This window comes from Aestuariibius insulae (assembly GCF_040783535.2).
GTDB lineage: Bacteria > Pseudomonadota > Alphaproteobacteria > Rhodobacterales > Rhodobacteraceae > Aestuariibius > Aestuariibius insulae.
Window position 1 is genome coordinate 389,641 of record NZ_JBFONW020000002.1, and the last position, 24,025, is coordinate 413,665.

25 protein-coding genes are annotated in these 24,025 nt (G+C 62.5%); 12 read left to right on the forward strand and 13 right to left on the reverse strand.

Annotation, left to right across the window (positions count from 1 at the left end; all coding sequences use genetic code 11):
• Positions 1–11 precede the first annotated feature (11 nt).
• Complete coding sequence (locus AAD018_RS08215; protein WP_367315011.1) at positions 12–725, reverse strand: RlmE family RNA methyltransferase; 714 nt, start codon at positions 723–725, stop codon at positions 12–14.
• Positions 726–908: 183 nt separating this feature from the next.
• Between AAD018_RS08215 and AAD018_RS08220 the strand changes: the two genes are divergently transcribed.
• Both AAD018_RS08220 and AAD018_RS08225 read left to right on the forward strand, forming a co-directional pair.
• Positions 909–1,220 carry an antibiotic biosynthesis monooxygenase family protein gene (locus AAD018_RS08220; protein WP_367315012.1) on the forward strand — a complete coding sequence of 104 codons (312 nt, stop codon included), beginning with the start codon at positions 909–911 and terminating at the stop codon, positions 1,218–1,220.
• Positions 1,221–1,319: 99 nt separating this feature from the next.
• A complete protein-coding gene (locus AAD018_RS08225) occupies positions 1,320–1,883 on the forward strand; it encodes an AAA family ATPase (RefSeq protein WP_367315013.1) in 564 nt (187 codons plus the stop codon).
• Positions 1,884–2,142: 259 nt separating this feature from the next.
• Here the strand turns inward: AAD018_RS08225 and AAD018_RS08230 are convergent, their stop codons facing one another.
• The gene (locus tag AAD018_RS08230; protein ID WP_367315014.1) at positions 2,143–3,066 is read right to left on the reverse strand and encodes a type IV pili methyl-accepting chemotaxis transducer N-terminal domain-containing protein; all 924 of its coding nucleotides are present in this window, start codon (positions 3,064–3,066) and stop codon (positions 2,143–2,145) included.
• 332 nt (positions 3,067–3,398) lie between these two features.
• Here AAD018_RS08230 and AAD018_RS08235 point away from each other — a divergent pair, with 332 nt between their 5' ends.
• Positions 3,399–4,019 carry a LysE family translocator gene (locus AAD018_RS08235; RefSeq protein WP_367315015.1) on the forward strand — a complete coding sequence of 207 codons (621 nt, stop codon included), beginning with the start codon at positions 3,399–3,401 and terminating at the stop codon, positions 4,017–4,019.
• On the opposite strand, the gene AAD018_RS08240 is transcribed toward AAD018_RS08235, so the two are convergent.
• Positions 4,016–5,128 carry a Ppx/GppA phosphatase family protein gene (locus AAD018_RS08240; protein ID WP_367315016.1) on the reverse strand — a complete coding sequence of 371 codons (1,113 nt, stop codon included), beginning with the start codon at positions 5,126–5,128 and terminating at the stop codon, positions 4,016–4,018. The two genes, AAD018_RS08235 and AAD018_RS08240, sit on opposite strands and share 4 nt — an antisense overlap.
• Before the next feature lie 250 nt (positions 5,129–5,378).
• Here AAD018_RS08240 and AAD018_RS08245 point away from each other — a divergent pair, with 250 nt between their 5' ends.
• The 4 genes from AAD018_RS08245 to AAD018_RS08260 are packed head-to-tail and all read left to right on the forward strand — an operon-like array spanning position 5,379 to position 7,875.
• Positions 5,379–5,678 (forward strand): virulence factor, encoded by a 300-nt coding sequence (locus tag AAD018_RS08245; protein ID WP_367315017.1) that lies wholly within the window; start codon positions 5,379–5,381, stop codon positions 5,676–5,678.
• Positions 5,679–5,700: 22 nt separating this feature from the next.
• Positions 5,701–6,633: a methylenetetrahydrofolate reductase gene (locus tag AAD018_RS08250; protein WP_367315018.1), complete on the forward strand. Its 933-nt coding sequence runs from the start codon at positions 5,701–5,703 to the stop codon at positions 6,631–6,633.
• The gene (locus AAD018_RS08255; protein ID WP_367315019.1) at positions 6,630–7,610 is read left to right on the forward strand and encodes a methyltetrahydrofolate cobalamin methyltransferase; all 981 of its coding nucleotides are present in this window, start codon (positions 6,630–6,632) and stop codon (positions 7,608–7,610) included. Before AAD018_RS08250 ends, AAD018_RS08255 begins: the two co-directional genes overlap by 4 nt.
• Before the next feature lie 34 nt (positions 7,611–7,644).
• Positions 7,645–7,875, forward strand: a complete 231-nt coding sequence (locus AAD018_RS08260) for an N-(5'-phosphoribosyl)anthranilate isomerase (protein WP_367315020.1) — start codon at positions 7,645–7,647, stop codon at positions 7,873–7,875.
• Between the two features lie 87 nt (positions 7,876–7,962).
• On the opposite strand, the gene AAD018_RS08265 is transcribed toward AAD018_RS08260, so the two are convergent.
• The 6 genes from AAD018_RS08265 to AAD018_RS08290 form a co-directional block, all read right to left on the reverse strand.
• Positions 7,963–8,727 carry an HpcH/HpaI aldolase family protein gene (locus AAD018_RS08265; RefSeq protein WP_367315021.1) on the reverse strand — a complete coding sequence of 255 codons (765 nt, stop codon included), beginning with the start codon at positions 8,725–8,727 and terminating at the stop codon, positions 7,963–7,965.
• Between the two features lie 3 nt (positions 8,728–8,730).
• Entirely contained in the window at positions 8,731–9,834 is a 1,104-nt protein-coding gene (locus AAD018_RS08270) for an ABC transporter ATP-binding protein (RefSeq protein ID WP_367315022.1), read from the reverse strand.
• Positions 9,835–9,855: 21 nt separating this feature from the next.
• Entirely contained in the window at positions 9,856–11,514 is a 1,659-nt protein-coding gene (locus AAD018_RS08275; RefSeq protein ID WP_367315023.1) for an alpha-glucosidase, read from the reverse strand.
• Positions 11,515–11,526: 12 nt separating this feature from the next.
• A complete protein-coding gene (locus tag AAD018_RS08280) occupies positions 11,527–12,678 on the reverse strand; it encodes a carbohydrate ABC transporter permease (RefSeq protein WP_367315024.1) in 1,152 nt (383 codons plus the stop codon).
• 1 nt (position 12,679) lies between these two features.
• The gene (locus AAD018_RS08285) at positions 12,680–13,660 is read right to left on the reverse strand and encodes a carbohydrate ABC transporter permease (protein WP_367315025.1); all 981 of its coding nucleotides are present in this window, start codon (positions 13,658–13,660) and stop codon (positions 12,680–12,682) included.
• Positions 13,661–13,784: 124 nt separating this feature from the next.
• On the reverse strand, positions 13,785–15,128 hold the full coding sequence (locus AAD018_RS08290) for an ABC transporter substrate-binding protein (RefSeq protein ID WP_367315026.1): 1,344 nt from the start codon (positions 15,126–15,128) through the stop codon (positions 13,785–13,787).
• A gap of 249 nt (positions 15,129–15,377) precedes the next feature.
• Here AAD018_RS08290 and AAD018_RS08295 point away from each other — a divergent pair, with 249 nt between their 5' ends.
• Both AAD018_RS08295 and AAD018_RS08300 read left to right on the forward strand, forming a co-directional pair.
• Positions 15,378–16,703, forward strand: coding sequence for a GH1 family beta-glucosidase (locus tag AAD018_RS08295; protein WP_367315027.1), 1,326 nt, complete (start codon positions 15,378–15,380; stop codon positions 16,701–16,703).
• A 24-nt stretch (positions 16,704–16,727) separates the two neighbouring features.
• On the forward strand, positions 16,728–17,711 hold the full coding sequence (locus AAD018_RS08300; RefSeq protein WP_367315028.1) for a glucokinase: 984 nt from the start codon (positions 16,728–16,730) through the stop codon (positions 17,709–17,711).
• A gap of 12 nt (positions 17,712–17,723) precedes the next feature.
• Here AAD018_RS08300 and glpD read toward each other — a convergent pair whose 3' ends face one another.
• On the reverse strand, positions 17,724–19,325 hold the full coding sequence (gene glpD, locus AAD018_RS08305; protein WP_367315029.1) for a glycerol-3-phosphate dehydrogenase: 1,602 nt from the start codon (positions 19,323–19,325) through the stop codon (positions 17,724–17,726).
• A 226-nt stretch (positions 19,326–19,551) separates the two neighbouring features.
• Between glpD and AAD018_RS08310 the strand changes: the two genes are divergently transcribed.
• On the forward strand, positions 19,552–20,691 hold the full coding sequence (locus tag AAD018_RS08310; protein WP_367315030.1) for a sensor histidine kinase: 1,140 nt from the start codon (positions 19,552–19,554) through the stop codon (positions 20,689–20,691).
• Here the strand turns inward: AAD018_RS08310 and AAD018_RS08315 are convergent.
• On the reverse strand, positions 20,688–21,215 hold the full coding sequence (locus AAD018_RS08315) for a hypothetical protein (protein WP_367315032.1): 528 nt from the start codon (positions 21,213–21,215) through the stop codon (positions 20,688–20,690). The two genes, AAD018_RS08310 and AAD018_RS08315, sit on opposite strands and share 4 nt — an antisense overlap.
• Positions 21,216–21,281: 66 nt before the next feature.
• On the opposite strand from AAD018_RS08315, the gene AAD018_RS08320 reads away from it, so the two are divergent.
• Both AAD018_RS08320 and AAD018_RS08325 read left to right on the forward strand, forming a co-directional pair.
• Positions 21,282–21,818, forward strand: coding sequence for a DUF2975 domain-containing protein (locus AAD018_RS08320; RefSeq protein WP_367315033.1), 537 nt, complete (start codon positions 21,282–21,284; stop codon positions 21,816–21,818).
• Positions 21,818–22,048, forward strand: coding sequence for a helix-turn-helix domain-containing protein (locus AAD018_RS08325; protein ID WP_367315034.1), 231 nt, complete (start codon positions 21,818–21,820; stop codon positions 22,046–22,048). The genes AAD018_RS08320 and AAD018_RS08325 overlap by 1 nt, the downstream gene beginning before the upstream one ends.
• A 53-nt stretch (positions 22,049–22,101) precedes the next feature.
• Here the strand turns inward: AAD018_RS08325 and tsf are convergent, their stop codons facing one another.
• Both tsf and rpsB read right to left on the reverse strand, forming a co-directional pair.
• A complete protein-coding gene (gene tsf, locus AAD018_RS08330) occupies positions 22,102–22,977 on the reverse strand; it encodes a translation elongation factor Ts (protein WP_367315035.1) in 876 nt (291 codons plus the stop codon).
• Between the two features lie 73 nt (positions 22,978–23,050).
• Positions 23,051–23,944, reverse strand: coding sequence for a 30S ribosomal protein S2 (gene rpsB, locus AAD018_RS08335; protein WP_367315036.1), 894 nt, complete (start codon positions 23,942–23,944; stop codon positions 23,051–23,053).
• Positions 23,945–24,025 lie beyond the last annotated feature (81 nt).

The window sequence follows — 24,025 nt, forward strand, 5'->3', positions numbered from 1 at the left end:
TTGGCGGGAGGTTAGCCGCGGAATCCGGTGGCCACCACGAACTTTTCCGAGCTGTCCGAGCGCGAGGCGGGCGGCTTGATATTGGCGACCTTGGTGAACTTCTGCTTGAGCAGTTTCTGCAGGTCGCCTTCGGCGCCGCCTGCCAGAACCTTGGCGACGAAGGTGCCGCCTTCGGTGAGCGTGTCGAAGGCGAAATAGGCGGCCGCCTCGCAGAGCGCGATGATGCGCATGTGGTCGGTCTGCTTGTGTCCCGAGGCGGAGGCAGCCATGTCGGACATGACGACATCGGCTTGTCCGTTGAGCCAGTCTTTCACCTTCTGGTCGGCGTCGTCTTCCATGAAATCGAGCTGGTGGATCTCGGCGCCGGGGATTGGCTCGACCTCTTGCAGATCGATGCCGAGGACGGTGCCTTGCGGCTTCTTGGGCCTCTCGCCAAGCGCGTTGACGCGGCGGACGGCAACCTGGCACCAGCCGCCGGGCGCGCAGCCCAGATCGACGACGCGCGCGCCGGGGATGAGGAAGCCGACCTTGTCGTCCAGTTCGAGGATCTTGTAGGCCGCCCTGCCCCGGTAGCCTTCGGCATTGGCGCGTTTGACATACGGATCGTTGAGCTGCCGCTGAAGCCACAGCGTCGAGGAGAGCTTGCGCCCGCGGGCGGTCTTGACCTTGGTCTTAAGATCCCGCTGCCCGCGTCCGGAGCTGTTCTTGGTTGGTTTGTTGGCCATGGGGCAGAGATAGGCGAGTTGAGGCGGGATGGCGAGAGGGGCATGGCGGCGACGCCGAGTAGGGCTATTTCCAAACCCTCCTTTTCCGACTATTTTAGGCGGGTATCGATCGGAACCGCTGAACTGCGCTCCATGCCGGATGGTAGCGGACGGCGCCGACCCCATAGGCTTGGAGGCCGCTAGATGTATATCGCCATGAACCGCTTTACCGTCCCGTCAGACAATGCCGAGGCGTTCGAGGACCTGTGGCTGGGCCGCGACAGTCACCTCAAGGGTCTCCCGGGCTTTGTCGAGTTCCACATGCTCAAGGGTCCCGAGACGGATGGGCGGATCCTGTATTCCTCGCACACCGTCTGGGAGAGCGAGGATCACTTCGCCGGCTGGACCAAGAGCGAGGCCTTCCGCGCGGCACATAAAGATGCTGGGCAAAGCAAAAAGCTTTATGAAGGGGCTCCGGTGTTTGAGGGGTTTACCGCGATCCAGTCGATTTCGTGAGGGGGCGGGCGATTGGACTTAGTGAGCTTTCGCTGCTGCTGCTCCAAAGGCCGCTTTTGTTAAATGGCCAAATCCCAAAACAAGCAGTACATTTGATAAATGATTATTGTTCTGAACGGCTATCCTGGCGTTGGTAAACTGACCATCGGGCGAGAACTTGTAAAGCGCTTGAGGGCGCGCCTTGTCGATATACACACACTCTACAACCTCGCATTCGCCTTGACAGAATTTCGTACTCCTGAATTTCGAGAAACAGCGCGACGCGTCCAAGAAATAGCGGACGACCTCATTGCAGCCTTGCCCTCCGATATCCCAGTAATCTTCACCACAGTCCTGACTGGCGAGACGGAATGGGCCATAGAAGAATGGCAAAGGTTCGAGGAGCGAAGCATCCAACGTCCGCCATTAGTGGTGGTTCACATCGCCTGCGACTTAGAGGAAAACATGAAGCGAATTCAGTCACCAGAGCGGAAGGGCAAAGGAAAGCTGCAGGGTGCAGAGGTCGCGCGACGCAATCACGCTTCATCAGAGCCGCTGCGCGGCGGTGACTTACCTAACACTCTTCGATTGAACGTTACCAAGTTAAATCCGGAGGAAGCCGCGGAGAAAATCGCAAATCATTGTTCTGCGGTTCTCCGTTCGACCGCCGCATCCGGCCGATAGATCAATACATTCCGATGCGGACATTCATGCGACCCGCAGCATCTGTCAGTTAGGGCTCCTAGCAGACCTTTACGGTTACACATTGGAAAGTTGCTAGGCTTTTCGAGCTTCTCTGCTGATTCAAGTCGAAGCTCTTGCGGTTCGTCGATTTACACGGGATTGTCTTTGATCCGAGACTGCTCGACGCTGGTAATCAACCGGATCGGAAAGTTGGCGGTTCTGGCAATACGCTAAAGTGATCCTGCCCGACGCGCCGGGATCACTGGTCGCTTAAGGCTGTATGGTCGACAAGCATCCCTACCGCTTTGTTCATTTCGACGAGAAACTCGTCCATCGAGGCGTCGAACCTGGCAAGATCCTCGTCAGGCACGTCGGTTTCGGCCAGAACGGCCTCGACCACAGGTTTGGCTGGATCCCAATGGCTTTTGGCGGTCAAGAGCTGGTCGCGGATCTGAGACGTGGGGGCTGGTGGGATCCCTGCGGCCTGCATCCCGTCGATGAAGGCGGTCAGCGAGGTTTCAAAGATCTCCAGGGTCTCGATCAGAGCGTCGCGCGCATCCGGGACATCGTATCCCTGGGCGACGACGCAAACCTCTTTTGCCAACTTTTGCGACAACATGCGCTGACGGCCATAAAAATCGATCAGCAGCGTATTCTGAAAGCCGTCCGAAGATCCGATATATCGCGTATATGCGGTTCTGAGTTCTGTGACCAAATCGTTGTTCAGGCCGAGCATCGATCCGGTTTCTTTGACAACAACAGCCATCATTTCGTCGGTCACGCTTTCGGCTGCGAGAGCGTCGTTGATCGCGGCGTCGGTTCTGATCCAGCGCAGATCCACCGCGCTCCAGACATCGTTTACCTTGGGGTCATTCTCTTCAAAGAGACCAAGTTCGGCATCGCCACGGCGAAGCGCGACATGGGAGCGTCGATACAGGTCCCGCGCTGCATCGAGGGTTGCGATACTCCGATCCTCGTCGATCCCCGAGACCGCGTAGCAAAAGGACTTCGCCATCCGCTGGGACAACATGCGCTGGCGACCGGCGACATCGATCTGTGTGCCAACCGACTCCGGAGACACCTGGATGCTGCTGGCGATTGCAGCAGGGGTTGTCGGGTTAAGCGGGGAAAGGGCAAGACAGGCGAGAGCGACGCTGCACTGAAGGTGCAATAGCTTGGGCATTCGATCGTACTCCTACACAAAATGCGAGCGATAGACCGAGATCACGACGCATCTGATACCAACACATTCTTCGGCGGATTGACCCAAGGTCATATACACGGCGAAGTCCTTCTTTCTTTTCCTAGATTCGCCTTAAAGAGAAAAGTGAAAAAGGGGATGCGACATGGCGGAGGACCGCGCTGGTTTACGCAGCTTGACTGGCGTGTTTGCCGAGATCAGGTAAAGTTCGTGTCCGGATTTGTCGCGAGCCTTCGCCTGACGATCGCGGACGGTGCGATACAGGATACGGGGCATTCGCAAGCGATCATGACAGCCGGTTGGAGGATGAGATAATGACATTCGCAAGCGTGCTGGCTCTCTTCGGCGTCATGATCGCCCTCGCGGCTTTGCCGAGTTCGAGCGTGTTGCTGGTGGTGGCTCAGTCGGGCTCTAAAGGGGTTCGGAGCGGGGTGGCGGCGGCGCTCGGGGTTGTGGCGGGGGATCTGGTGTTTGTCCTGCTGGCGGTGTTGGGGATGACGGCTTTGGCGGAGCAGATGGGGGCGGTCTTTGCGGTTTTGAAATACCTTGCGGCGGGGTATTTGATCTGGTTCGGGATCGGGCTTTTGCGGAGCCTGAGGGAGACGGCGGCGGTAGTCCCTCCTCCGGTGCGGGCGCGGGGATTGGTGGCGAGCTTTGGGTCGGGTCTTCTTTTGACGCTTGGGGATCTGAAGGCGATCTTTTTCTATGCCAGTTTGCTGCCCGCCTTTCTGGATCTGACGGCGTTGACGGCGGCGGATGTGTGGATCCTCGTGGCGATCACGGTCCTGGCCGTGGGCGGGGTGAAGGTGGCCTATGCGCTTGGTGCGGGGCGCGCGTCGGGGCTGGCGCGGCGGTTTGCGCTGGAGCGGCCACTCAAGGGCGCGTCGGGCGGGCTGATGATCGGGGCCGGAGCCTACCTGCTGGTGCGGGACTAGTAGGGGCCGTCCTCGAGCACGCCGTCGGCGGACATCTGGGCATAGAGCAGACCTTCGCGCAGGCCTCGGTCGGCGACGGACATCCGGTCGGTGGGCCAGAGCCGCATGAGCGCTTGCAGGATCGCGGCGCCCGACATGATAAGCGCCTGGCGGTCGCGTCCGATGCGCGGATCGGCGCGGCGGCCCGCGGGGCCCATGGAGATGTAGTTGGAGATCACCGTGTCGATCTGGTCAGAGGTCATGCGCAGCCCGTCGACCTTGGTCCGGTCATAGCGGCGCAGGCCGAGATGGGAGGCGGCGACGGTCGTGACCGTGCCGGAGGTGCCGATGATCTGGAAGCCCTCGCGCACCTGCTCGGAGGCGTAGGGGGCGAAATCGGCGAGCTTTTCCTCGAAAAACCAGCTCATCAGGGCGAAGCGGCCTGTGTCGTCCTCCACATCGGCGAACTGATCGCGCAGCGTGGCGACGCCCAAGGGGACGGAGATCCAGTCGACGACCTTGGCCGCCGGAAAGGGCCCCGGATCCTGCCGGAAGCCGGAATGGAGCCGCATGATCGCGCGGGGGCGGTCGGGTTTGGGAACCTTGGTCAGGTCGATCCAGACCAGTTCGGTCGAGCCGCCGCCGATATCGACGACGAGCAGCTGCTCGGTCTTGGTGGAGACGAGCGGCGCGCAGGAGATGACGGCCAGGCGCGCCTCCTCCTCGGGTTCGATGATGTCGAGCGTCAGGCCGGTTTCGCGCCGGACCTGATCGATGAACTGGGCAGAATTGGCGGCCCGGCGGCAGGCCTCGGTCGCGACAAGGCGCATCCGGCTGACCTTGTGGCGGTTGAGCTTCTGGCGGCAGATACGGATCGCGTTGATCGTGCGGCCCATGGAGGCACGGCTGAGGCGGCCCGAATTCTCGAGCCCCGATCCCAGTTGCACATTTTTGGAGAAGCTGTCCACGACATGAAACTGGCTGCCCTTGGGATGGGCAATCAGCATGCGGCAGCTATTCGTTCCCAGATCGAGCGCCGCGTAGAGGGCGTTCGGGTCAGGTTGTTTCGGCGCGGGGCTCTCGACCGGTTTCGGGAATGCGCCCGCGCTGTCGGGACGCCTGGGCGCCATCGTCGCGCCCTCCATTTCAAGTTAAATTAAGACTATGTCACTCGCGCCGTTCGATCAAGCCGTCGCGGCCTGAAAGCTGACCGGCTCAGGATCGTCATGAGAGACTTTCATCTGCCGCAAGGTGGATCTTTGCAGGCCGCGCTGGCATGCCGGAGCGGGCAAAGGTCGCTCTGCCTCGGTGGCGTGTCGATATCGGGCCACGGCGCGCCCGGTTCAGCGGATAGGACTAGGAAACCAGAGGAAGGGAATCATGAGCGAGATCACCGTTGTCTACTGGCGCGACATACCGGCGCAGGTCATCGCGGGATCGGGACGGCGGGCGGCGAAGGTGCCTCTGCCCGAGCGGTTCGAACAGGCGATTGACCGCGCCGCGATGAAAAGCGGGGCGGCGGGCACGGATGCGTATCTCGCCGAATGGCGCAAGGGACCGGTGGATCTGCCCGGGGACGCTCCGCTTACCGTGGAGGATGCGGCGGCGCGGATCGAGGCCCATTACGATACGGGCCGGATCAAGGCGCTGATCGACGGCGACGGATGGGCTGCCTCATGAGACCGATGCGAAAGGGATCCGCATGGCATTTTTGAAGTTCAGGAAGACCGATGTGGAGCGCCCTGCCCCGGTGCAGCCCGAGCTGCCGGAGTTCATCAAGGGCTTTTCGATCGAAGTGATGCCGCGCACGGCGGCCAAGATCGAAAGCTTTGCCGGACTGCTGCCTCAGGGCACCCGGGTTTATATCGCGCATCTCGAAGGCACGCCGATCGAGGATATGGTCGGGACGGCCAAGCGGATCGCGGGCGAGGGCTTTGAGGTGATGCCGCATTTTCCGGCGCGGATCATCAAGGACCGCGCCACGCTCGAGGGTTGGATCGCCCGCTATCAGGGCGAGGCCGGCGTCGATCAGGCGCTGGTTCTGGCCGGCGGGATCGGTGCGCCCGCGGGCGATTTCGACAATTCGATGGAGCTTCTGGAGAGCGGCTGCTTTGACCGCGCCGGGTTCAAACGGCTGCATGTAGCGGGCCATCCCGAAGGCAATCGGGATATCGATCCGGGTGGCGGAGATGCGGCGGTGTCCGAGGCGCTGCGCTGGAAGCAGGCGTTCTCGGAGCGCACGGATGCCGAGATGGCGATCACGACGCAGTTCTGTTTCGAGGCGGGTCCGGTGATTGCCTGGGCGACGGGCTTGCGCGCCGCCGGGATCGATCTGCCGGTGCATATCGGCGTGGCGGGACCGGCCAAGCTGCAGACGCTGATCAAGTTCGCGATTGCCTGCGGCGTTGGGCCGTCCCTGTCGGTTCTGCAAAAGCGGGCGATGGATGTCACCAAGCTGCTGACCCCTTATGAGCCCATCGACTTCGTCAGCGAATTGGCCGCCCACCGTGCCGCCCATCCGGATTTCGCGATCACGCACCTTCACCTTTTCCCCCTTGGCGGGATCACGGCGAGCGCCGATTGGGCCCGGGTCCATGGCGCGGCCGAGACCGCTGCAACAGCGAGTGCCCTATGACCAGAACCGTCGTCGAGTCCAAGACCAAGACCGCCATCATCGGGTTCGACGAACCGTTCTGCGTGATCGGCGAGCGGATCAATCCGACGGGGCGCAAGGCGCTGGCCGCGCAGCTTGAGCTCGGGGATTTCTCGACCGTGGAGAAGGACGCGGTGGAGCAGGTCGCCTGCGGGGCGACGATGCTGGACATCAATTCGGGCGCTGTCTTCAAGAACAAGATGGCCGAGGATCCGCGCTATGCGGACAACAACTTTGTCGAGCCGCCGCTGATGAAGCAGTTGATCGAACTGGTTCAGGGCGTTGTGGATGTGCCGCTCTGCATTGATAGCAGTGTGCCGGGAGCGCTTGAGGCGGGGCTGGAGATGAGCGAGGGGCGTCCGCTGCTCAATTCGGTGACGGGTGAAGAGGAGCGGCTGGAGGCGATCCTGCCGCTGGTCAAGAAATACAACGTGCCGGTGGTGGCGATCTCGAACGACGATACCGGGATCAGCGAGGATCCCGATGTGCGCTTTGCCGTCGCCAAGAAGATCGTGGAGCGGGCAGCCGATTTCGGCATTCCGGCCCATGATATCGTGGTCGACCCGCTGGTCATGCCGGTTGGCGCGATGGGCACCGCTGGCTTGCAGGTCTTTTCGCTGGTCAAGCGGCTGCGCGACGAGCTGAAGGTGAATACGACCTGCGGGGCGTCGAACATCTCGTTCGGGCTGCCGCATCGGCACGGGATCAACTCGGCCTTCCTGACGATGGCGATCGGGGCGGGCATGACGAGCGCGATCATGAACCCGGTACGGGCCGTCGAGATGGAGGCGGTGCGCGCGGCCAACTACCTGATGAACCACGATGCGGGCGGCGGGACCTGGATCGGGTTTTCGCGGGTGCTCGATAAGGTCGATGAAGGCGTGCCCTTTCCCGAAGCCGCGCAGGCGGCAGCGGCGGGTGGCGGACGGCGGGACGGGCGGCGGCGCAGGCGCGCTTAGGGTTCGGTTAACCGTCCTGCCGTAACGAAAGGTCATGCGGCAGACTTATCTCAAACCCGTGGGCCGGGATTGGCTCGATCAGATCTTTCGAAGCCAGGCGGCGCTGAGCGGGGGCGTGGTGAAGCGCTCCAAGCGGGACGTCTTTCGGGAGGTCGGCATGGATGCGCTCGAGCTTGAGGTGCGCCGGCGGGGATTTCACATGGTCGAGTGCGGCCAGCATGTGGTGATCAGCTGTTCGGGCGCAGCGTTGCGGATCGTGTGCTGAGGGGCCAAAACCTTCAAGAAGGTTTTGAAGAGCAGAATTTTCTAGAAAATTCTGGGGTGCAAATTCTTCTAGAAGAATTTGGCCGCTCTAGCCGATCTGTCCCCTGAGGGCCTGAAGGGCCGACGACAGGATCGTGGTGTCGCCGCCGACGCCCAAGAATGTCACGCCCTTTCCTTCGTATTCCGCGAAGCGGTTCGGATCGAAGGTGATGATGCCGGCGGCCTTTCCGGCTGCGGTGATGCGGGCGATGGCGTGATCGATCGCCTCTTCGACCTCGGGAGCCTCGGGCTCTCCGGGATAGCCCATATCGGCAGAGAGATCGGCGGGGCCGATGAAGACGGCATCGACGCCGTCCGTGGCGGCGATGTCGTCGATCGCCTCGATCGCGGCGCGGCTTTCGGCCTGCACGATGAGGCAGATCTGGTCATTGGCTGTCGCCACGTAATCGGTGATGCGGCTGTAATCGGAGGCGCGGGCGAGCGCTGCGCCCATGCCGCGTACGCCTTGGGGCGGATAGCGGACGGCGGCGGCGGCTTTGCGGGCCTCATCCGCGCCATGCACGAGAGGGACGAGCACGGTCTGGCAGCCCAGATCGAGAATCTGCTTGAGGATCCAGTCTTCTCCGGTCGGCACGCGGACCACGGCGGGGCAATCCTGCGCGGCGAGCGCCTGAAGCTGCGGCAGGATCGTGGGCACGGTATTGGGCCCGTGTTCGGCGTCGATCAGGCACCAGTCGAAGCCCGCGCCGCCTGCAAGTTCGGCCACGGTCGGGCTGCCCAGACCCAGCCAGAGCCCGTGCTGGATGCGGCCTTCGGCGAGGGCGGATTTCAGACGGTTGCGCGGGGCGGGCATCGCCTAGCGATAGAGCAGCGAGCGGCCATTGGCGAAGAGATGCACCTTTTCGGGGCGGGCCGTCAGGTGGATCTCTTGCCCGCGCATCTGGGTGTGGATGCCCGGCAGCTTGGCGATGACCGTATCAGTGTCGGTATCGGATTTGGGCGCCTCGAAGTAGAGCTGCGTGACCTCGCCCAGGGCCTCGACGATGTCGACCTTGCCGGAGAAGGCGTAGGTGTCGCCCTCGGCTTCGATCATATCCTCGGGGCGGATGCCGACATTGACCTGCTGGCCCATATCGCTGTCCACCGTCGGGATATTGGTCATGATCGTCCCCTGCCCGTCATGGACGGTGACGCCGGTTACCTCTCCGGTGCTGACGATCTCTCCGGCGAGCAGGTTCATGGCGGGAGAGCCGATGAACTGGGCGACGAATTCGTTCTCGGGACGTTCGTAGAGGTCGAGTGGAGAGCCGACCTGGGCGATGCCCTTGTTGGCCAGAACCACGATGCGGGTCGCCAGTGTCATCGCCTCGACCTGGTCGTGGGTGACGTAGATCATCGTGCTTTCGGGCATGCTCTCCTTGAGCTGGGCGATCTCGATCCGGGTGGCGACGCGCAGGGCGGCGTCGAGGTTCGAGAGCGGCTCGTCAAAGAGGTAGACCTTGGGGTCGCGCACGATGGAGCGCCCGATGGCGACCCGCTGGCGCTGGCCGCCTGAAAGCGCCTTGGGCAGGCGGTCGAGATAGGGCTCCAGCTGGAGGATGCGGGCCGCGTTGTTGACGGCGGCGTCGATCTCCTCTTTCGACTTCTTGGCCAGTTTGAGCGCGAAGGTCATGTTGTCGCGCACGGTCATGTGCGGATAGAGCGCGTAGCTTTGGAACACCATCGCAATGCCGCGCTGGGCGGGGGGCACGTTGTTGACCACCTGCCCGTCGATCTGCAGCTCGCCGCCGGTGATCTGTTCGAGCCCTGCGATCATGCGCAGGAGCGTGGACTTGCCGCAGCCGGAGGGGCCGACAAAGACGATCAACTCCCCCTGTTTGATGTCGAGATTGATGTCCTTGAGCACGTCGACCGTGCCGCCATAGGTCTTGGCGACATCGGTGAGCTTGAGATCGGCCATCGGTTCCTCCCGTTCGTGGTCTTATGTGTCGCGCTTGAGCGCGAAGCAGGGCTGCCAGGGCCCCAGATGCAGTCTGTGATCCGGCGACGGAGCCGCGCCTCCCAGCTCGGCTCCTATGGTCATCCAGTCGCCCGCGGGCATGCCGTGGACGGACGGTGTGTCGCTGAGATTGAAGGCGCAGAAGATCGTCTGATCCTCGTGGGTGCGCGTGAATTGCAGGATATCGCCATAGGAGAAGACGCCTTCATGGGTGCCCTTGGTCAGGGCCTTGTGCGCCTTGCGAAACGAGATGGCCCGCCGGTAGTGGTGCAGCATCGAGCCGGGATCGTCCTCCTGGAAGGCGACGGCGCGGTTGAGGTGATCGTGGCTGATCGGCAGCCAGGGATCGCCATTCGTGAAGCCGCCATTCTGGTTCGAGGATTCCCAGACCATGGGCGTGCGGCAGCCGTCGCGGCCTTTGTATTCGGGCCAGAACTCGATGCCGTAGGGGTCCTGCAGATCCTCGAAGGCGACATCGGCCTCGGGCAGGCCCAGCTCTTCGCCCTGATAGAGGCAGGCGGAGCCGCGCAGGCACATCAGCATCGTCATATAGAGCCGGTGCGCGGCGGGCGTGAGGTTCCAGCGGGTCGTGTGGCGGATAACGTCGTGGTTCGAGAAGGCCCAGCAGGCCCAGCCTTCTTGCGCGACGTGGTCCAGCTCTCCGAAGACCTCGGCGATGCGGGTCGCGGTCAGCTCGTCCTTGGCGAGGAATTCGAAAGCGTAGCACATCTGTACGAACTGATCGCCCGCAGTGTATTGGCCGAGCAGCTCGAGACCGCGCTGGGCGTCGCCCACTTCACCAACGGCAGCGATGGCGGGGTATTCATCGAGCAGCGCGCGGAACTTGCGCAGGAAATCGAGGTTTTCGGGCCGGTTCTTGGAATAGACGTGGTCCTGGTGATTGTAGGGGTTCACCGAGGGCGCGATATTGGCGTTGCGCTTTTCGGGCGGTAAGGGCGGATTATCCCGCAGGTCCTTGTCGGCATAGTAGAAGTTGATCGTATCGAGCCGGAAGCCGTCGACGCCGCGATCCAGCCAGAACCGGGTGGAGGCCAGAAGCGCGGTCTGCACCTCTTCGTTGTGGAAGTTGAGATCGGGTTGGCTGACGAGGAAATTGTGCAGGTAGTACTGCTCGCGCCGGGCATCCCATTGCCACGCGGGGCCGCCGAAGATCGACAGCCAGTTGTTAGGGGGCGTGCCGTCGGGGTCGGGGTCTGACCAGACATACCAGTCGGCGCGGGGGTTGTCGGTGCTCTGGCGGCTTTCCTCGAACCAGGGATGCTGGTCAGAGGTATGCGAGAGGACCAGGTCGATCATCACCTTGATGCCGAAGCGGTGGGCGGTTTCGATCACCGCGTCGAAATCGGCGAGTGTGCCGAACATCGGATCGACGTCGCAATAATCGCTGACATCGTAGCCGAAATCCTTCATCGGCGAGGTGAAGAACGGCGAGATCCAGATCGCGTCGACGCCGAGCGAGGCGATATAGGGCAGCCGCTGGACGATGCCCAGAAGGTCCCCGATGCCGTCGCCGTTGCTGTCCTGATAGCTGCGCGGGTAGATCTGGTAGATGACGGCGCCGCGCCACCAATCCTTGTCGACCTGCATGCCGGCCCTGACGGGCTGCTCCATCGTGTTCATTCGAGCTTTATCCTATTTCACCGATCCCGCGAGCAGGCCGCGGACGAGATAACGTTGCATGGTGAAGAACACGATGAGCGGCACGGCAATCGAGATGAAGGCGGCGGCGGCAAGGATGCCCCAGTCGCCCCCGCGCGATCCGAGCAGATCATCGGCGATCTTCACGGTCATGACCCAGGATTCGGAGTTCGAGGGCAAGAAGACTTTGGCCACGAGCAGGTCATTCCACGTCCAGAGGAACTGAAAGATCGCGAATGAGGCGAGCGCCGGAAAGCTGAGCGGCAGGACGATCTTGGTGAAGACCTGAAAATCCGTGGCGCCATCGACCTTGGCGCTTTCGATTATGTCTCGCGGCAAGCCGACCATGTAGTTTCGAAGCAGATAGATCGCGAGCGGCAGGCCAAAGCCGGTATGGGCGAGCCAAATGCCGATATAGCTCTGCCCGATGCCGATCTGGTTGTGCAGCGTGAGCATAGGCACCAGCGCCAGTTGTAGCGGGACGACGAGAAGGCCCACGACGAGCGCGATCAGCAGCCCCCTGCCCTTGAAGTCCATCCAGGCGAGCGCATAGGCCGCGAAGGCGGCGATCAGGATCGGGATGATCGTGGCCGGGATCGTGACCGTCAGCGTGTTGATGAACGCGCGGTCCATATTGTCGGAATTCATGATCGTCTCGTAATTCTCGAGACTGAAATCCGGAGGGGTCTGGGCCGCGAAGTAGATCGATGGCTCGCGGTCGATCTCTTCAGGGGAGGAGTAGCGGTAGTCGCCATTCTCCTGCACCGTGAGGGTCCGGTCGCGGGAAAGCTCTGCCGTCTCGCCCGGCTCGGTGCCTTGCGGATCGCGGGAGGTGCCGCCGAAGCCTGCGATCGTGTCGAGCTGGTTGCCCTCGATCTCGGTGAATTCGTCGGCGGCGAAGATGTTGCCTTCGATCACGTAAAGATCGCCCTCGCGGCGGACGTCTTCGGTGTCGGCGCGGATGCGGAAGGTCTGTTCGACCGCCGAGAAGGAACGCCACCAGCCGCTTTCGGTGATCTGGTCGCGGTCGCGGAAGGACGAGACCAGCAGACCGATCGTGGGGATCAGCCAGAGGAGGACCAGGAACCCCACCGACAGGTTGGTGACGATGGAGAGCGAGGATTTGGTGCCGGCGATATTGTCCATCTCAGCGCATCTCCTTGCGGGCGTTCTGGATGTTCCAGATCATCACGGGCAGAACGATAATCATGATGACGAAGGCGACCGCGGTGGCGCGCCCGTCGTCGCGGAACATGTAATCCATCATGTAACTGGGCAGAATCTCGGTATCGAAATTGCCGCCGGTCATGGCGTAGACGATGTCGAAGACCTTGAGCACTAGGATCGTAATCGTCGTCCAGACCACCACGATGGTGCCCATGATCTGCGGGACCTTGATCTTGAAGAAGACCTGAAACGGGTTCGCGCCGTCGATGATCGCGGCCTCGACCGTTTCTTCGGGGATGCCGCGCAGGGCGGCCGAGAGGATGACCATGGCAAAGCCGGTCTGGATCCAGACGAGGATGACCATCAGGAAAAAGTTGTTCCAGAAGGACAGCTGCAGGACGTCCAGCGGCTCGGACGCGCCAAGGGCGAAGCGGATCGCGTTGATGATGCCGACATCGGGATCGTTGGCATAGACGAATTTCCAGATCAGCGAGGCACCCACGAAAGAGATCGCCATCGGCATGAAGATCAGCGATTTGGCGATGTTCCCCCAGCTCAGCCGGTCGGTGAGCTGCGCCACCAGCAGACCCAGGAAGGTCGAGGCGGCGGGCACGAAGATCACCCAGAGGAAGTTGTTGAAGAACGCGGTCTGAAAGCCCTCTTCGGCGAACATGGTCGTGTAGTTACCAAAGCCGATGAATTCGTCGCCCGAGCGGTTGTAGAGCGAGCGCACGAAAGAGCCGATCACCGGATAGACGAGGTAGAGGCCGAGCGCGAAGAGCGCGGGAAAGAGAAAGAGCCAGGGCCGGACCATGTTGGCGCGGTTGATGTTGCGGCCCGCATCGTCGCCCCGGGGCGGGAAGATCACTTTGTCGAGGACGAGGTTGGAGAGAAAGAAATAACCCACACACCCGCCCACGCCGACGATGATGGTGATCAGACCCTGCACGATTGGTGACATGGGGGCTCCTCCCGGGATGTTGGCTGGCGCTCCGGTTGGTCCGGGGCGTCCTGTTCTTGGCGCGCATTCTCCTCCGGAATGCGGGTGTCCCGGCCTCCCCTGAAGAGAAGGCCGGGATCTGTCTTTAGTTCATCGAGCTCCAGCGGTCCTGGATCCCGGTCGCCACGGTTTCGGCATCGGTGCCGGTCACGTAGTCGACCATGCCGGTCCAGAAGGCCCCTGCCCCGATCTCTCCGGGCATCAGGTCCGATCCATCAAAGCGGAAGGTCGTGGCGTTCAAAAGAACGTCGCCGAGCGCCTTGTTGGTGTCGGTCGCGTAGAGATCGGTGTTCACGCCGCTATGGGGTGTCAGGAAGCCCGACAGCGCCATCCAGGTCTCGTGCGCGATCGGCGTCTGGAGATACTCGATCAGTGCATGCGAGGCGTCGCTGTCATTGGTGATCGCCCAGAGCGTGCCTGCACCCAGAACCGGCTGACCCAGATCCTGCTCTGCGTATGCCGGGAAGTAGAAAAAGTCGGATTCGCTGTCTTCCGGGAAGAAGGTCGGGATGAACGAGGCCTGGCGGTGCATGTAGCATTCCGGCGGGATCGAGAAGAGACCCGTCGGGCTGTCGCGGAAGTCGGTATTGGCCACTGCGGAGGCGCCGCCGTTCACATAGTCGTCGTTCTTGGCGAAATACCCGAATTCCTCGATCGCGGCGACAACCGCGGGATCGTTGAACGGGATCTCGTTGGCGACCCATTGGTCATAGACCTCGGGCGATTGGGTGCGCAGCATCATATCCTCGACCCAGTCGGTCGCGGGCCAGCCTGTCGCGGCGCCAGATCCCAGGCCGATGCACCACGGGGTGCCGCCATCCTCGACGATCTGGTCGGTCAGGGCCTTAAGCTCTTCCATCGTCTCGGGGATGTCGTAGCCCGCTTCGTCGAAGGCTTCGGGGTTGTACCAGACCAGAGATTTCACATCGACCTTGTAGAAGAAGCCGTAGAGGCTTTCGGCGCCGTCTTGGCCTGCATAGGTGGCCAGATCGACCCAGGATTGGCCGGCCGCGTAGTTTTCGGCGATCCACTCGGACGTGCCGTCGGCCAGAGGTGTCAGAAGACCCTGGGAGGCCATGTCGGCGGCGAGGCCCGGCTGGGGGAAGACGGCGACGTTGGGCGCCGATCCTGCACGGGCGGAAATAACAATATCCTGCTCGAAGCTGTCGGAGCCCGAATAGTTGACGGTCGCCCCGGTCGCTTCTGCGAAATAGGCGAGAACCTTTTCGACGTTCTCGGCGTCGAGCCCGGTCCAGGGACCGGTGACGGTGATCGTCTGACCGCTCAGATCATTGGCGTCGGCGAAGGCGGTGTAGCTGTCCCAGTTGAAGTCGCCGTCACCCGGAGCGAACTCCAGATGGCCCGCCGCATGGGTCATGCCCGCGCTCAGAGACAAAGCGGCCACACCGGCCAGATAGGTCGTTTTCATATAATCCTCCCATTTGATCGCAAACATTCAGGTGCCGCGATTCCAACTGTCAGGCGCACTCGGAAACTGTCGTGTCACGCCCCCATAGACGCAATGAGGGTTGCAGTCTCGATAGACCGAGTCAACCGGCCATGCAGGGCCAAACCCTTTGCAGGCGCAGCATCTTTTATAAAAAAGGCCGCTTTGACCCTAATTTTTTCCTGAACTAAGATAGCGCTAACGGAAAATCCGGTCGCAAAGGGCGCCAGCATGTCGAACCTCCCCCCTCGCAGCGCTTTTCCGGACGGATTCGTCTTTGGATCGGCGACCTCGGCCTACCAGATCGAAGGGCACGGATTCGGCGGTGCCGGGACCACCCATTGGGATACGTTTGCCGCGACGCCGGGCAATGTGGTGCGGGCCGAAAACGGCGTGCGGGCCTGCGATCACTATCACCGCTACGAGGAGGATCTGGATCTGCTGGCGGCGGCGGGGTTCGATGCCTACCGGTTCTCGACCAGCTGGGCGCGGGTGATGCCGGACGGCAAGACGCCCAATCCCGAGGGTCTCGATTTCTACGACCGGCTGACCGATGCGATGCTGGCGCGGGGGCTCCAGCCCTGGGCGACGCTTTATCACTGGGAGCTGCCGTCCGCTTTGGCCGATCAGGGGGGCTGGACCAACCGCGATATCGCCGCCCGGTTCGGGGAGTTTGCGGAGGTGATCATGGGCCGGATCGGCGACCGTATGGCCGGTGTCGCGCCGATCAACGAGCCGTGGTGTGTCGCCTGGATGAGCCATTTCGAAGGCCATCACGCGCCGGGTCTGCGCGATATCCGCGCCACGGCCCGCGCGATGCATCATGTCCTGCTGGCGCATGGGACGGCCATTCAGGCGATGCGGGGCCTCGGCATGGGCAATCTGGGGGCGGTCTGCAATTTCGAGTGGGCCGCGCCTGCCGATGACAGCGCAGAAGCCGCCGCCGCCGCAGAGCGCTATGACGGCTATTACAACCGGTTCTATACCGGCGGGATCTTTCTCAAGGAATATCCGCAGACGGTGCTGGACGGGCTGGGGGCGCATTTGCCCGAGGGGTGGGAGGACGATTTAGATGTGATCGGCACGCCGGTCGATTGGTGCGGGCTGAATTACTACACCCGCAAGCTGATCGCGCCCACGGACGGGCCGTGGCCGTCGCTCAAAGAGGTGGAGGGGCCTTTGCCCAAGACGCTGATGGACTGGGAGATCTATCCGCAGGGGCTGCATGATTTTCTGCTGCGCACCGCCAAGGAGTATACCGGCGATCTGCCGCTTTACGTGACCGAGAACGGGATGGCGAATGCCGACGAGCTGGTGGATGGGGCGGTCGCGGACGATGTGCGGATCGACTATCTGGACCAGCATCTGGCTAAGGCGCGCGAGGCGATGGCGGGGGGCGTGCCGCTCAAGGGCTATTTCGTCTGGTCGCTGCTCGACAATTACGAATGGGCGCTGGGCTATGACAAGCGCTTCGGTCTGGTCCATGTGGACTGGGACAGCTTGAAGCGCACCCCCAAAGCATCCTATCACGCGCTCAAAGACGCCCTGTCCCGCTGATCGCGGCGCAGTTTCGGAGGCTTCATGTCCCAGACTTCCCTTAGCCTCGTTGCCGATATCGGTGGAACGAATACGCGCGTGGCCCTCGCCGATGGGCATAAGGTCCGGGACGGGTCGATCCGGCGGTTTTCCAATGCCGATTATCCGGGGCTCGAAAGCGTCCTGCGCCAGTATATCGACGAGGCCGAGGTCGATCCCGACGCCGCTTGCGTCGCGGTGGCCGGTCCTGTGCGGGACGGGCGCGCGACGATGACCAATCTTGACTGGACGATGGACAAGGACACGATCGCGCGGGCGACGAAGTCCGAGACGGTCGCGATCCTCAACGATCTTCAGGCGCAGGGGCATGCTCTGGGCTATATCCGCGAGGAGAACCTGCACCGCATCGTTGAGGGGTCAGGGCAGGACAATCCCAACGCCGCCAAGCTGGTGATCGGCATCGGAACGGGGTTCAACGTGGCGCCGGTCTATGATGTCGAGGAAGGCCGCGTCGTTCCCCCGGCAGAGGCGGGCCATGCTAATCTGCCGATCCGCACGGAGGCCGAGCTGCGGCTGTGCAATTTCGTCTCGTCCGCGCATGGATTTCCAGCGGTCGAGGATGTCGTTTCGGGCCGGGGTCTGGAGCGGGTCTATTCTTGGCTTGGCCACGAGGCGGGCGATCCCAAGGAGGCGCGCGCCAAGGACATCATGGACGAGTGCGCGCAGGACAAGAATGGGCGCGCCGCCGATGCGGCCCGGGTTTTTACGAAGATCTTCGGCACCGTGGCGGGCAATCTGTCGCTGATCCACCTGCCCTTCGGCGGCGTTTATCTGGTGGGGGGCGTGGCGCGCGCCTTCGGGCCGTTCCTGAATGAATACGGGTTTGCCGACGCGTTCCGCGACAAGGGCCGGTTCGCGGGCTTCATGCACAATTTCTCGGTCTCGCTGATCGAGGACGATTACGCGGCGCTGACCGGCTCGGCGAGCCATATCCACGCGCTGCTGCACGGAAAGCAGGAGATTTCCTAGCCGCCTGTTCGGTTATTCGGCAGCGAGAGACCGGCGCGATTTGCGCGCTTTGGTCATCCATGTGTCCAGCGCTTTGGCCTCGTCTTTCGAGAGGCGCAGACCCAGTTTGGAGCGGCGCCAGAGCACATCCTCGGCAGTCTCCGCATATTCGCGTTTCATCAGCCACTCGACCTCGCGTTCGGTCAGGGTGCCTCCGAACGCTTTGCCGAGGTCGTCTTCGGTCTTGGCGTCGTCCAGGATGAGCCGGGCATCGGTGCCATAGGCGCGGATCAGGCGGCGGGCCCAGCGGCGGTCGAGGAAGGGGTACTGCGCCTCAAGCTCGGAGATCAGGCGGTCCACATCCTTGACAGGAAAGTCCCCTCCCGGAAGCGGAAGCCCTGCCGTCCACGGGCCGGGGGTGTGAGGGAAATGCGCGCCGATCTTCTCGAGCGCGCTTTCGGCAAGGCGGCGATAGGTGGTGATCTTGCCGCCGAAGATATTCAGCATCGGCACGCCGCCGCTTGTGTCGACCTTGAGCGTATAATCCCGGGTTGCCGCCGTCGCGCTGGAGGCGCCGTCATCGTAAAGGGGCCGGACACCCGAATAGGTCCAGACGACATCCTCGGGCGTGATGTCCTGCTTGAAATAGCCGTTGGCGAAGGCGCAGAGATACTCGATCTCTTCCGGCGTCGCGACGGGTTTGATGGAGGGATCCTCGTGATCGGCATCGGTCGTGCCGATCAGGGTGAAGTCGGTCTCGTAGGGGATTGCGAAGATGATCCGCCCATCCTCGCCCTGGAAGAAGTAGCACTTGTCGTGATCGTAAAGTTTCTTGGTCACGATATGGCTGCCGCGCACAAGGCGGACGCCTTCCTGGGTGTTCAGGCGGACCTTCTGCTGAATGATATCGCCGACCCAGGGGCCGCCCGCATTGACGAGCATCCGGGCGCGGTGGGTGCGGGTCTTGCCGTCCGCTTCGGTTTCGATCTCCCACAGATCGTCGGTGCGGCGGGCCGACAGGACCTTGGTGCGGGTCAGAATCTCAGCCCCGCGCGCCTCGGCATCGCGGGCGTTCAGAACGACGAGACGGGAATCCTCGATCCAGCAATCGGAATATTCGTAGGCCTTTTCGAACCGGTCCTCGAGCGGGGCGCCCTCGGGGGCGCTGCGCAGGTCCAGTGTGCGCGTGGCGGGCAGGATCTTGCGCCCGCCCAGGCTGTCATACATCGCCAGACCCAGCCGGATCAGCCAGGCCGGGCGGCGGCCTTTCATCCAAGGCATCACGGTATTGAGCAGCTTGGAGGTCGGCGTCTCGCCTTCGAAACGCATGTCCTTGTGATAGGGCAGCACGAAGCGCATGGGCCAGGAGATATGCGGCATCGCCTTGAGCAGGATCTCCCGTTCGATCAGGGCCTCGCGGACGAGGCGGACCTCGAAATATTCCAGATAGCGCAGGCCTCCGTGAAAGAGCTTGGTCGAGGCCGAGGAGGTGCCGGAGGCCAGATCGTTCATCTCGGCCAGGCGGACGGTCAGGCCCCGCCCCGCCGCATCCCGCGCGATGCCGCAGCCGTTGATCCCGCCGCCGATGATGAAAAGGTCAACGACCGCATCAGGCGCGGGTCTGGAAGTTGACATGGGACGTTCTCCTCCAACGGATAGCGCTATCAAACGATGCCGCCCCGGGCGATGCAAGGTCACGATTGACGCGATTGCGGGAGTTTTCACCTCTGACCGAACAGATCTAGTTTAGTTATTAAGGATTTGTTCACATATCGAAGACTAATTGTCTTGGGTCAGAGGGCTCGGCCCCCCTATAGGTCAAGACGTCTTTCTATATCTCGCCCTGTGCAGGGAGGCTTGCATGACCTCCACGATGAACGACACCACGCGCCTTGATCCAAATCGCCGGGCTCTTGACCTTCTGGACAGTCAGGCGGCCGCTTTCGCGCTGTCCGTGCTGGACAGCTCTGCCGATTGTATCAAGCTGATCGAGCTTGACGGGACGCTGTCCTTTATGAACGCAAACGGCATGGCCGCGATGGAGATCGATGATTTCGATGCCATCGACGGGCAACTATGGACTTCGCTTTGGCCGAAAGAGGCACGCCAGCAGCTTGAGACCGCCGTCGAGGATGCGCGTCTGGGGCTGACCACCCGGTTCGAGGCGTTTTGCCCGACCGCGCGGATGACCGATCGCTGGTGGCATGTGACCGTGACGCCGGTTTCGGGGCCCGATGGCGCGATGCAGCGCATCCTTGCCGTCTCGCGCGATATCACGCCGCAGATCCGCTATGCCAATTCGCTGTCGGAGCGGGATCTGCAGCTTCAATCCTACGCGGAGCGTCTGACGCGCGAGTTGCAGGAAAAGGACCGGCTGCTGGCGCAGCAGGATCTGCTGGCCGCCGAGATCGATCACCGGGTGAAGAACAGCTTTGCCCTCGTGTCGGGCGTTCTGCGGCTTCAGCTGCGCGATCTGGAGGATGGCGCGGCGCGCGCGGCTGTCACGGACGCGGCCAACAGGATCGCGACGATCGGGCGGCTTCACGATCAGCTGCATCTGTCGCGCGGGATGCGGGAGATCTCGCTAAGCGAATATCTGCGCGTTTTGTGCCGGGATCTGACCATCGCCATCACCGAAGGCACGGGAGAGATACGCTGCGAGGATATCGCCGATCGCATCGTACCGGCCGATATGGCGATTGCCTTGGGTCTTGTGACCACCGAGCTGGTCGGCAATGCGGTCAAGCATGGCGAGGCCGACGGATCGGCGCGGATCGATGTCACCCTGCGCGATGCGGGGGCCGATCTGGTGTTGCAGGTGCGCGATTACGGCCCTGGCCTGACAGGTGGGTTCGATCCTACGCTGTCGCGCGGGCTTGGGATGAAGATCTGTCAGGTCTATACCCAGCGGCTAAGCGGGCGGCTGGCAGCCCGCACCCACCCTGAGGGTGGGGCGGAGTTCACGCTGACCTTCAAGCCGGTGGAGCCCGACGCGGACTAGCAATCCGGCAGCTCCTCGACCCCGGTGATCCGCAGGACCCGTTTGATCGGGGTCGGACGGATCAGCGGCAGGACAGGGCCGTCCTCTTCCAGTTGCATCGCGATCGAGAGGGACGCGCTGGGCACCGGGCCTGCGCCGATGCGGCAGCCTTTGACCCCCATGTTGAGCTGTCCTTTTGTTTCTGATGCCGCCTCGGCCTTCCAATCCTTGATCTGCGCTTGCAGCCTGCGGAAGCGGTCTAGATCGGCGGGTGCGACGCGAAATGTCTCGGCCCCCGGGGCGCCGCCGCGTGCCAGCACGAAGACCCCTTCGGTCTGCGCGCCCGTATCGGACCGGAGAGCGGATAGCCGCAAGGTCGGGCTGCCTTCGGCGATCCCCAGTCCCGGCGGCAGGTCTGCGACGATGGTCATCGCGGCAGGATCGGTGTCGACCGGGGAGCGGGTTTCAAGTTCGGCCACCGTAGAGCGGACGACGGACGTGCAGGCGGAGAGGGCCAATGCTATAGCGAAGAGAGGAATGCGCATATTTCACCTTGATCTACGTATGTTTAATGTTTTACGATAAACATATAATTCATATCGAGGTTCCCCATGCAAGCTCAAACCCGCATCGCCCGCCTGTCGACCTGGCTGTACTGGGCGACGATCCCTGCCCTTGTCCTGCTTCCGCTCGTTGCGATCCTTGCTGTCGCGAGCAGCGGGTTCTCCGGCGATACGCTCGCGTCGGAATTTCCGGGCCTTCAGATCGCCGATCCGCTTTCGAACACCCAGCTCGCCATGGTTCGGCTGGCCGGGGCGATCCCGTTCATCATTATTATGCTGATCCTAGACCAGCTGCGCTGCCTTCTTGCGGCCTATCGCGAGGCGCGCATCTTTGTGCCTGAAACTGTCCGGCACTTGCACCGGATCGGGCTGGGCCTGCTCGCGCTGGCGGTCAGTCAGATTGTCGTGCGCACGGTGCAGATCCTCATCCTGACCTGGTCCAACCCCGCCGGAGAGCGGACGCTTTCCATCGGGCTGTCGGATGCGGAGCTGGGCTTTCTGTTCGCGGGCGGGTTCGTCACACTGATCGGCTGGGTCATGAGCGAAGCGACGCGGCTCTCGGACGAAAACCGGACCTTTGTCTGATGCAGATCATCGTGCGGCTTGATGTGATGTTGGCGCGGCGCAAGATGACGTCGCGCGCGCTGGCCGAGGAGATCGGGATCAGCGAGCAGAACCTGAGCCTGCTGAAATCAGGCAAGGTGAAGGGGATCCGGTTCGAGACGCTGGCCAAGATCTGCGGCGTTCTGGCCTGCCAGCCGGGCGATCTGCTGGAGGCGGCGGAGGACGACGCCTCTTTTCAGCGGAGCGCATGAAAACGCCGCCCGGCGCGAACCGGGCGGCTTTTTACGTTGAGTCTTGAAACGGCTTAGCCCTGTGCGGCCTTGGCGACTTCGGCGGCGAAGTCTTCCTCGACCTTTTCGATGCCTTCGCCGACCTCGAGCCGGACAAATCCGGTGACCTCGACGCCCGCCTCTTCGGCAGCCTTGGCGACGGTTAGATCGGGGTTGACCACGAATTGCTGGTTCACCAGCGTGACCTCGGCCATGTATTTCTTCATGCGACCGACGATCATCTTCTCGATGACCTGCTCGGGCTTGCCGCTTTCGCGGGCGATGTCCATCTGGACCTGCTTTTCCTTCTCGACCACCGCCGGATCAAGATCCGCCTCGCTCAGCGACGCCGGGTTCACAGCGGCGATATGCATCGCGACCTGCTTGCCGAAGGCGGCATTGTCGCCTTTGAGCGCGACAAGAACGCCGATCTTGCCCATGTCGGGGGCCGCGGCGTTGTGGACGTAGGAGACAACCGTCTCGCCTTCGAGCACCTGCATGCGGCGCACGGACATATTTTCGCCGATGGTGGCGATCTTGTCGGTGATGATGGCAGAGACCTGCTTGCCGCCGATTTCGGCTTCGTTCAGCGCCTCGACAGAGCCGACGGTGCGGGCGACGTTGGTGATCTGGCTGACCATCTCTTGGAAGTCGGCATTCTTGGCGACGAAATCGGTTTCGGAGTTCACCTCGACCGCGACGCCTTTGCCGTCTTCGACGCTGACGGCCACGAGGCCCTCGGCGGCGGTGCGTCCGGATTTCTTGGCAGCCTTGGCAAGGCCCTTGGTGCGCAGCCAGTCAACAGCCGCCTCCATGTCGCCATCCGTTTCGGTCAGCGCCTTTTTGGCATCCATCATGCCCGCGCCCGTGGAGTCGCGGAGCTCTTTCACCTGTGCAGCGGTGATTGCCATATGTCTCTCTCCTGAAGTTGGGTCCGGACGGGACATGCGCCCGTCCGGTAACAGTCGTATAACGAGCGGCGGTTTAGACCTTTTCGCCGGGCTCGCTGTTTTCGATGTCGAGCGGCGCCTCGGGCTGGGCGGCGTCATCGCGGACGGCCTCGTCCGAGATCGGCTGCTGGGTCACCTCTTTGGCGGGCGCATCGGCCGGCTCGAAAGCGGGATCGGCTTCCTCCACCAGCTCTTCGGAGGCTTCGACCATTTCGCCGACATCGATACCGGCCGCGCCCATCTGGGCGGTCATGCCGTCGAGCGCCGCGCGCGAGGCCAGATCGCAGTAGAGCGCAATGGCCCGGGCCGCGTCGTCGTTGCCGGGGATGATGTAGTCGACGCCATCGGGCGAGCAGTTGGTGTCGACGATGGCGACGACCGGGATGCCCAGCTTGTTGGCTTCGGCGATGGCGAGATCTTCTTTATTGACGTCGATGACGAAAAGAAGATCGGGCACGCCGCCCATTTCGCGGATCCCGCCGAGCGACGCCTGAAGCTTGGCCTGGTCCCGCTCCATGCCTAGGCGCTCTTTCTTGGTGAGACCGTCGGAGCCCTGCTCCATCGCCTCGTCGATCTGCTTGAGACGGCTGATCGATTTCGACACGGTCTGCCAGTTGGTCAGCGTGCCGCCGAGCCAGCGGTGGTTCATGTAGTATTGCGCCGATTTCTCGGCCGCTTCGGCGATGGACCGCTGCGCCTGACGTTTGGTGCCGACGAACAGAACGCGGCCGCCGCGCGAAACGGTGTCGCGGATCGCGCCGAGCGCCTGATCGAGAAGCGGGACCGTCTGGGTGAGGTCCATGATGTGGATGCCGTTGCGCGAGCCGTAGATATAGGGCTCCATACGCGGGTTCCAGCGCTGGGTCTGGTGGCCGAAGTGAACGCCTGCTTCAAGGAGCTGGCGCATGGAAAACTCTGGAAGAGCCATGTCTGTTTACCTTTCCGGTTTGAACCTGAGACGAAGGATCAGGGCGGTTGCCCAACCGGTGGACGTCAGGGGATGTCTCTC

What these genes read in the sequence shown, in the direction of transcription:
- AAD018_RS08265 (WP_367315021.1), bottom strand. Translation starts at nt 8,727, where the DNA reads ATGCCCGCCCCGCGCAACCGTCTGAAATCCGCCCTCGCCGAAGGCCGC.
- AAD018_RS08220 (WP_367315012.1), top strand. Translation starts at nt 909, where the DNA reads ATGTATATCGCCATGAACCGCTTTACCGTCCCGTCAGACAATGCCGAG.
- AAD018_RS08300 (WP_367315028.1), top strand. Translation starts at nt 16,728, where the DNA reads ATGTCCCAGACTTCCCTTAGCCTCGTTGCCGATATCGGTGGAACGAAT.
- AAD018_RS08225 (WP_367315013.1), top strand. Translation starts at nt 1,320, where the DNA reads ATGATTATTGTTCTGAACGGCTATCCTGGCGTTGGTAAACTGACCATC.
- AAD018_RS08230 (WP_367315014.1), bottom strand. Translation starts at nt 3,066, where the DNA reads ATGCCCAAGCTATTGCACCTTCAGTGCAGCGTCGCTCTCGCCTGTCTT.
- AAD018_RS08290 (WP_367315026.1), bottom strand. Translation starts at nt 15,128, where the DNA reads ATGAAAACGACCTATCTGGCCGGTGTGGCCGCTTTGTCTCTGAGCGCG.
- glpD (WP_367315029.1), bottom strand. Translation starts at nt 19,325, where the DNA reads ATGTCAACTTCCAGACCCGCGCCTGATGCGGTCGTTGACCTTTTCATC.
- AAD018_RS08275 (WP_367315023.1), bottom strand. Translation starts at nt 11,514, where the DNA reads ATGAACACGATGGAGCAGCCCGTCAGGGCCGGCATGCAGGTCGACAAG.
- AAD018_RS08255 (WP_367315019.1), top strand. Translation starts at nt 6,630, where the DNA reads ATGACCAGAACCGTCGTCGAGTCCAAGACCAAGACCGCCATCATCGGG.
- AAD018_RS08215 (WP_367315011.1), bottom strand. Translation starts at nt 725, where the DNA reads ATGGCCAACAAACCAACCAAGAACAGCTCCGGACGCGGGCAGCGGGAT.
- AAD018_RS08270 (WP_367315022.1), bottom strand. Translation starts at nt 9,834, where the DNA reads ATGGCCGATCTCAAGCTCACCGATGTCGCCAAGACCTATGGCGGCACG.
- AAD018_RS08235 (WP_367315015.1), top strand. Translation starts at nt 3,399, where the DNA reads ATGACATTCGCAAGCGTGCTGGCTCTCTTCGGCGTCATGATCGCCCTC.
- AAD018_RS08245 (WP_367315017.1), top strand. Translation starts at nt 5,379, where the DNA reads ATGAGCGAGATCACCGTTGTCTACTGGCGCGACATACCGGCGCAGGTC.
- AAD018_RS08260 (WP_367315020.1), top strand. Translation starts at nt 7,645, where the DNA reads ATGCGGCAGACTTATCTCAAACCCGTGGGCCGGGATTGGCTCGATCAG.
- AAD018_RS08240 (WP_367315016.1), bottom strand. Translation starts at nt 5,128, where the DNA reads ATGGCGCCCAGGCGTCCCGACAGCGCGGGCGCATTCCCGAAACCGGTC.
- AAD018_RS08250 (WP_367315018.1), top strand. Translation starts at nt 5,701, where the DNA reads ATGGCATTTTTGAAGTTCAGGAAGACCGATGTGGAGCGCCCTGCCCCG.
- AAD018_RS08285 (WP_367315025.1), bottom strand. Translation starts at nt 13,660, where the DNA reads ATGTCACCAATCGTGCAGGGTCTGATCACCATCATCGTCGGCGTGGGC.
- AAD018_RS08320 (WP_367315033.1), top strand. Translation starts at nt 21,282, where the DNA reads ATGCAAGCTCAAACCCGCATCGCCCGCCTGTCGACCTGGCTGTACTGG.
- AAD018_RS08315 (WP_367315032.1), bottom strand. Translation starts at nt 21,215, where the DNA reads ATGCGCATTCCTCTCTTCGCTATAGCATTGGCCCTCTCCGCCTGCACG.
- AAD018_RS08280 (WP_367315024.1), bottom strand. Translation starts at nt 12,678, where the DNA reads ATGGACAATATCGCCGGCACCAAATCCTCGCTCTCCATCGTCACCAAC.
- rpsB (WP_367315036.1), bottom strand. Translation starts at nt 23,944, where the DNA reads ATGGCTCTTCCAGAGTTTTCCATGCGCCAGCTCCTTGAAGCAGGCGTT.
- AAD018_RS08295 (WP_367315027.1), top strand. Translation starts at nt 15,378, where the DNA reads ATGTCGAACCTCCCCCCTCGCAGCGCTTTTCCGGACGGATTCGTCTTT.
- tsf (WP_367315035.1), bottom strand. Translation starts at nt 22,977, where the DNA reads ATGGCAATCACCGCTGCACAGGTGAAAGAGCTCCGCGACTCCACGGGC.
- AAD018_RS08325 (WP_367315034.1), top strand. Translation starts at nt 21,818, where the DNA reads ATGCAGATCATCGTGCGGCTTGATGTGATGTTGGCGCGGCGCAAGATG.
- AAD018_RS08310 (WP_367315030.1), top strand. Translation starts at nt 19,552, where the DNA reads ATGACCTCCACGATGAACGACACCACGCGCCTTGATCCAAATCGCCGG.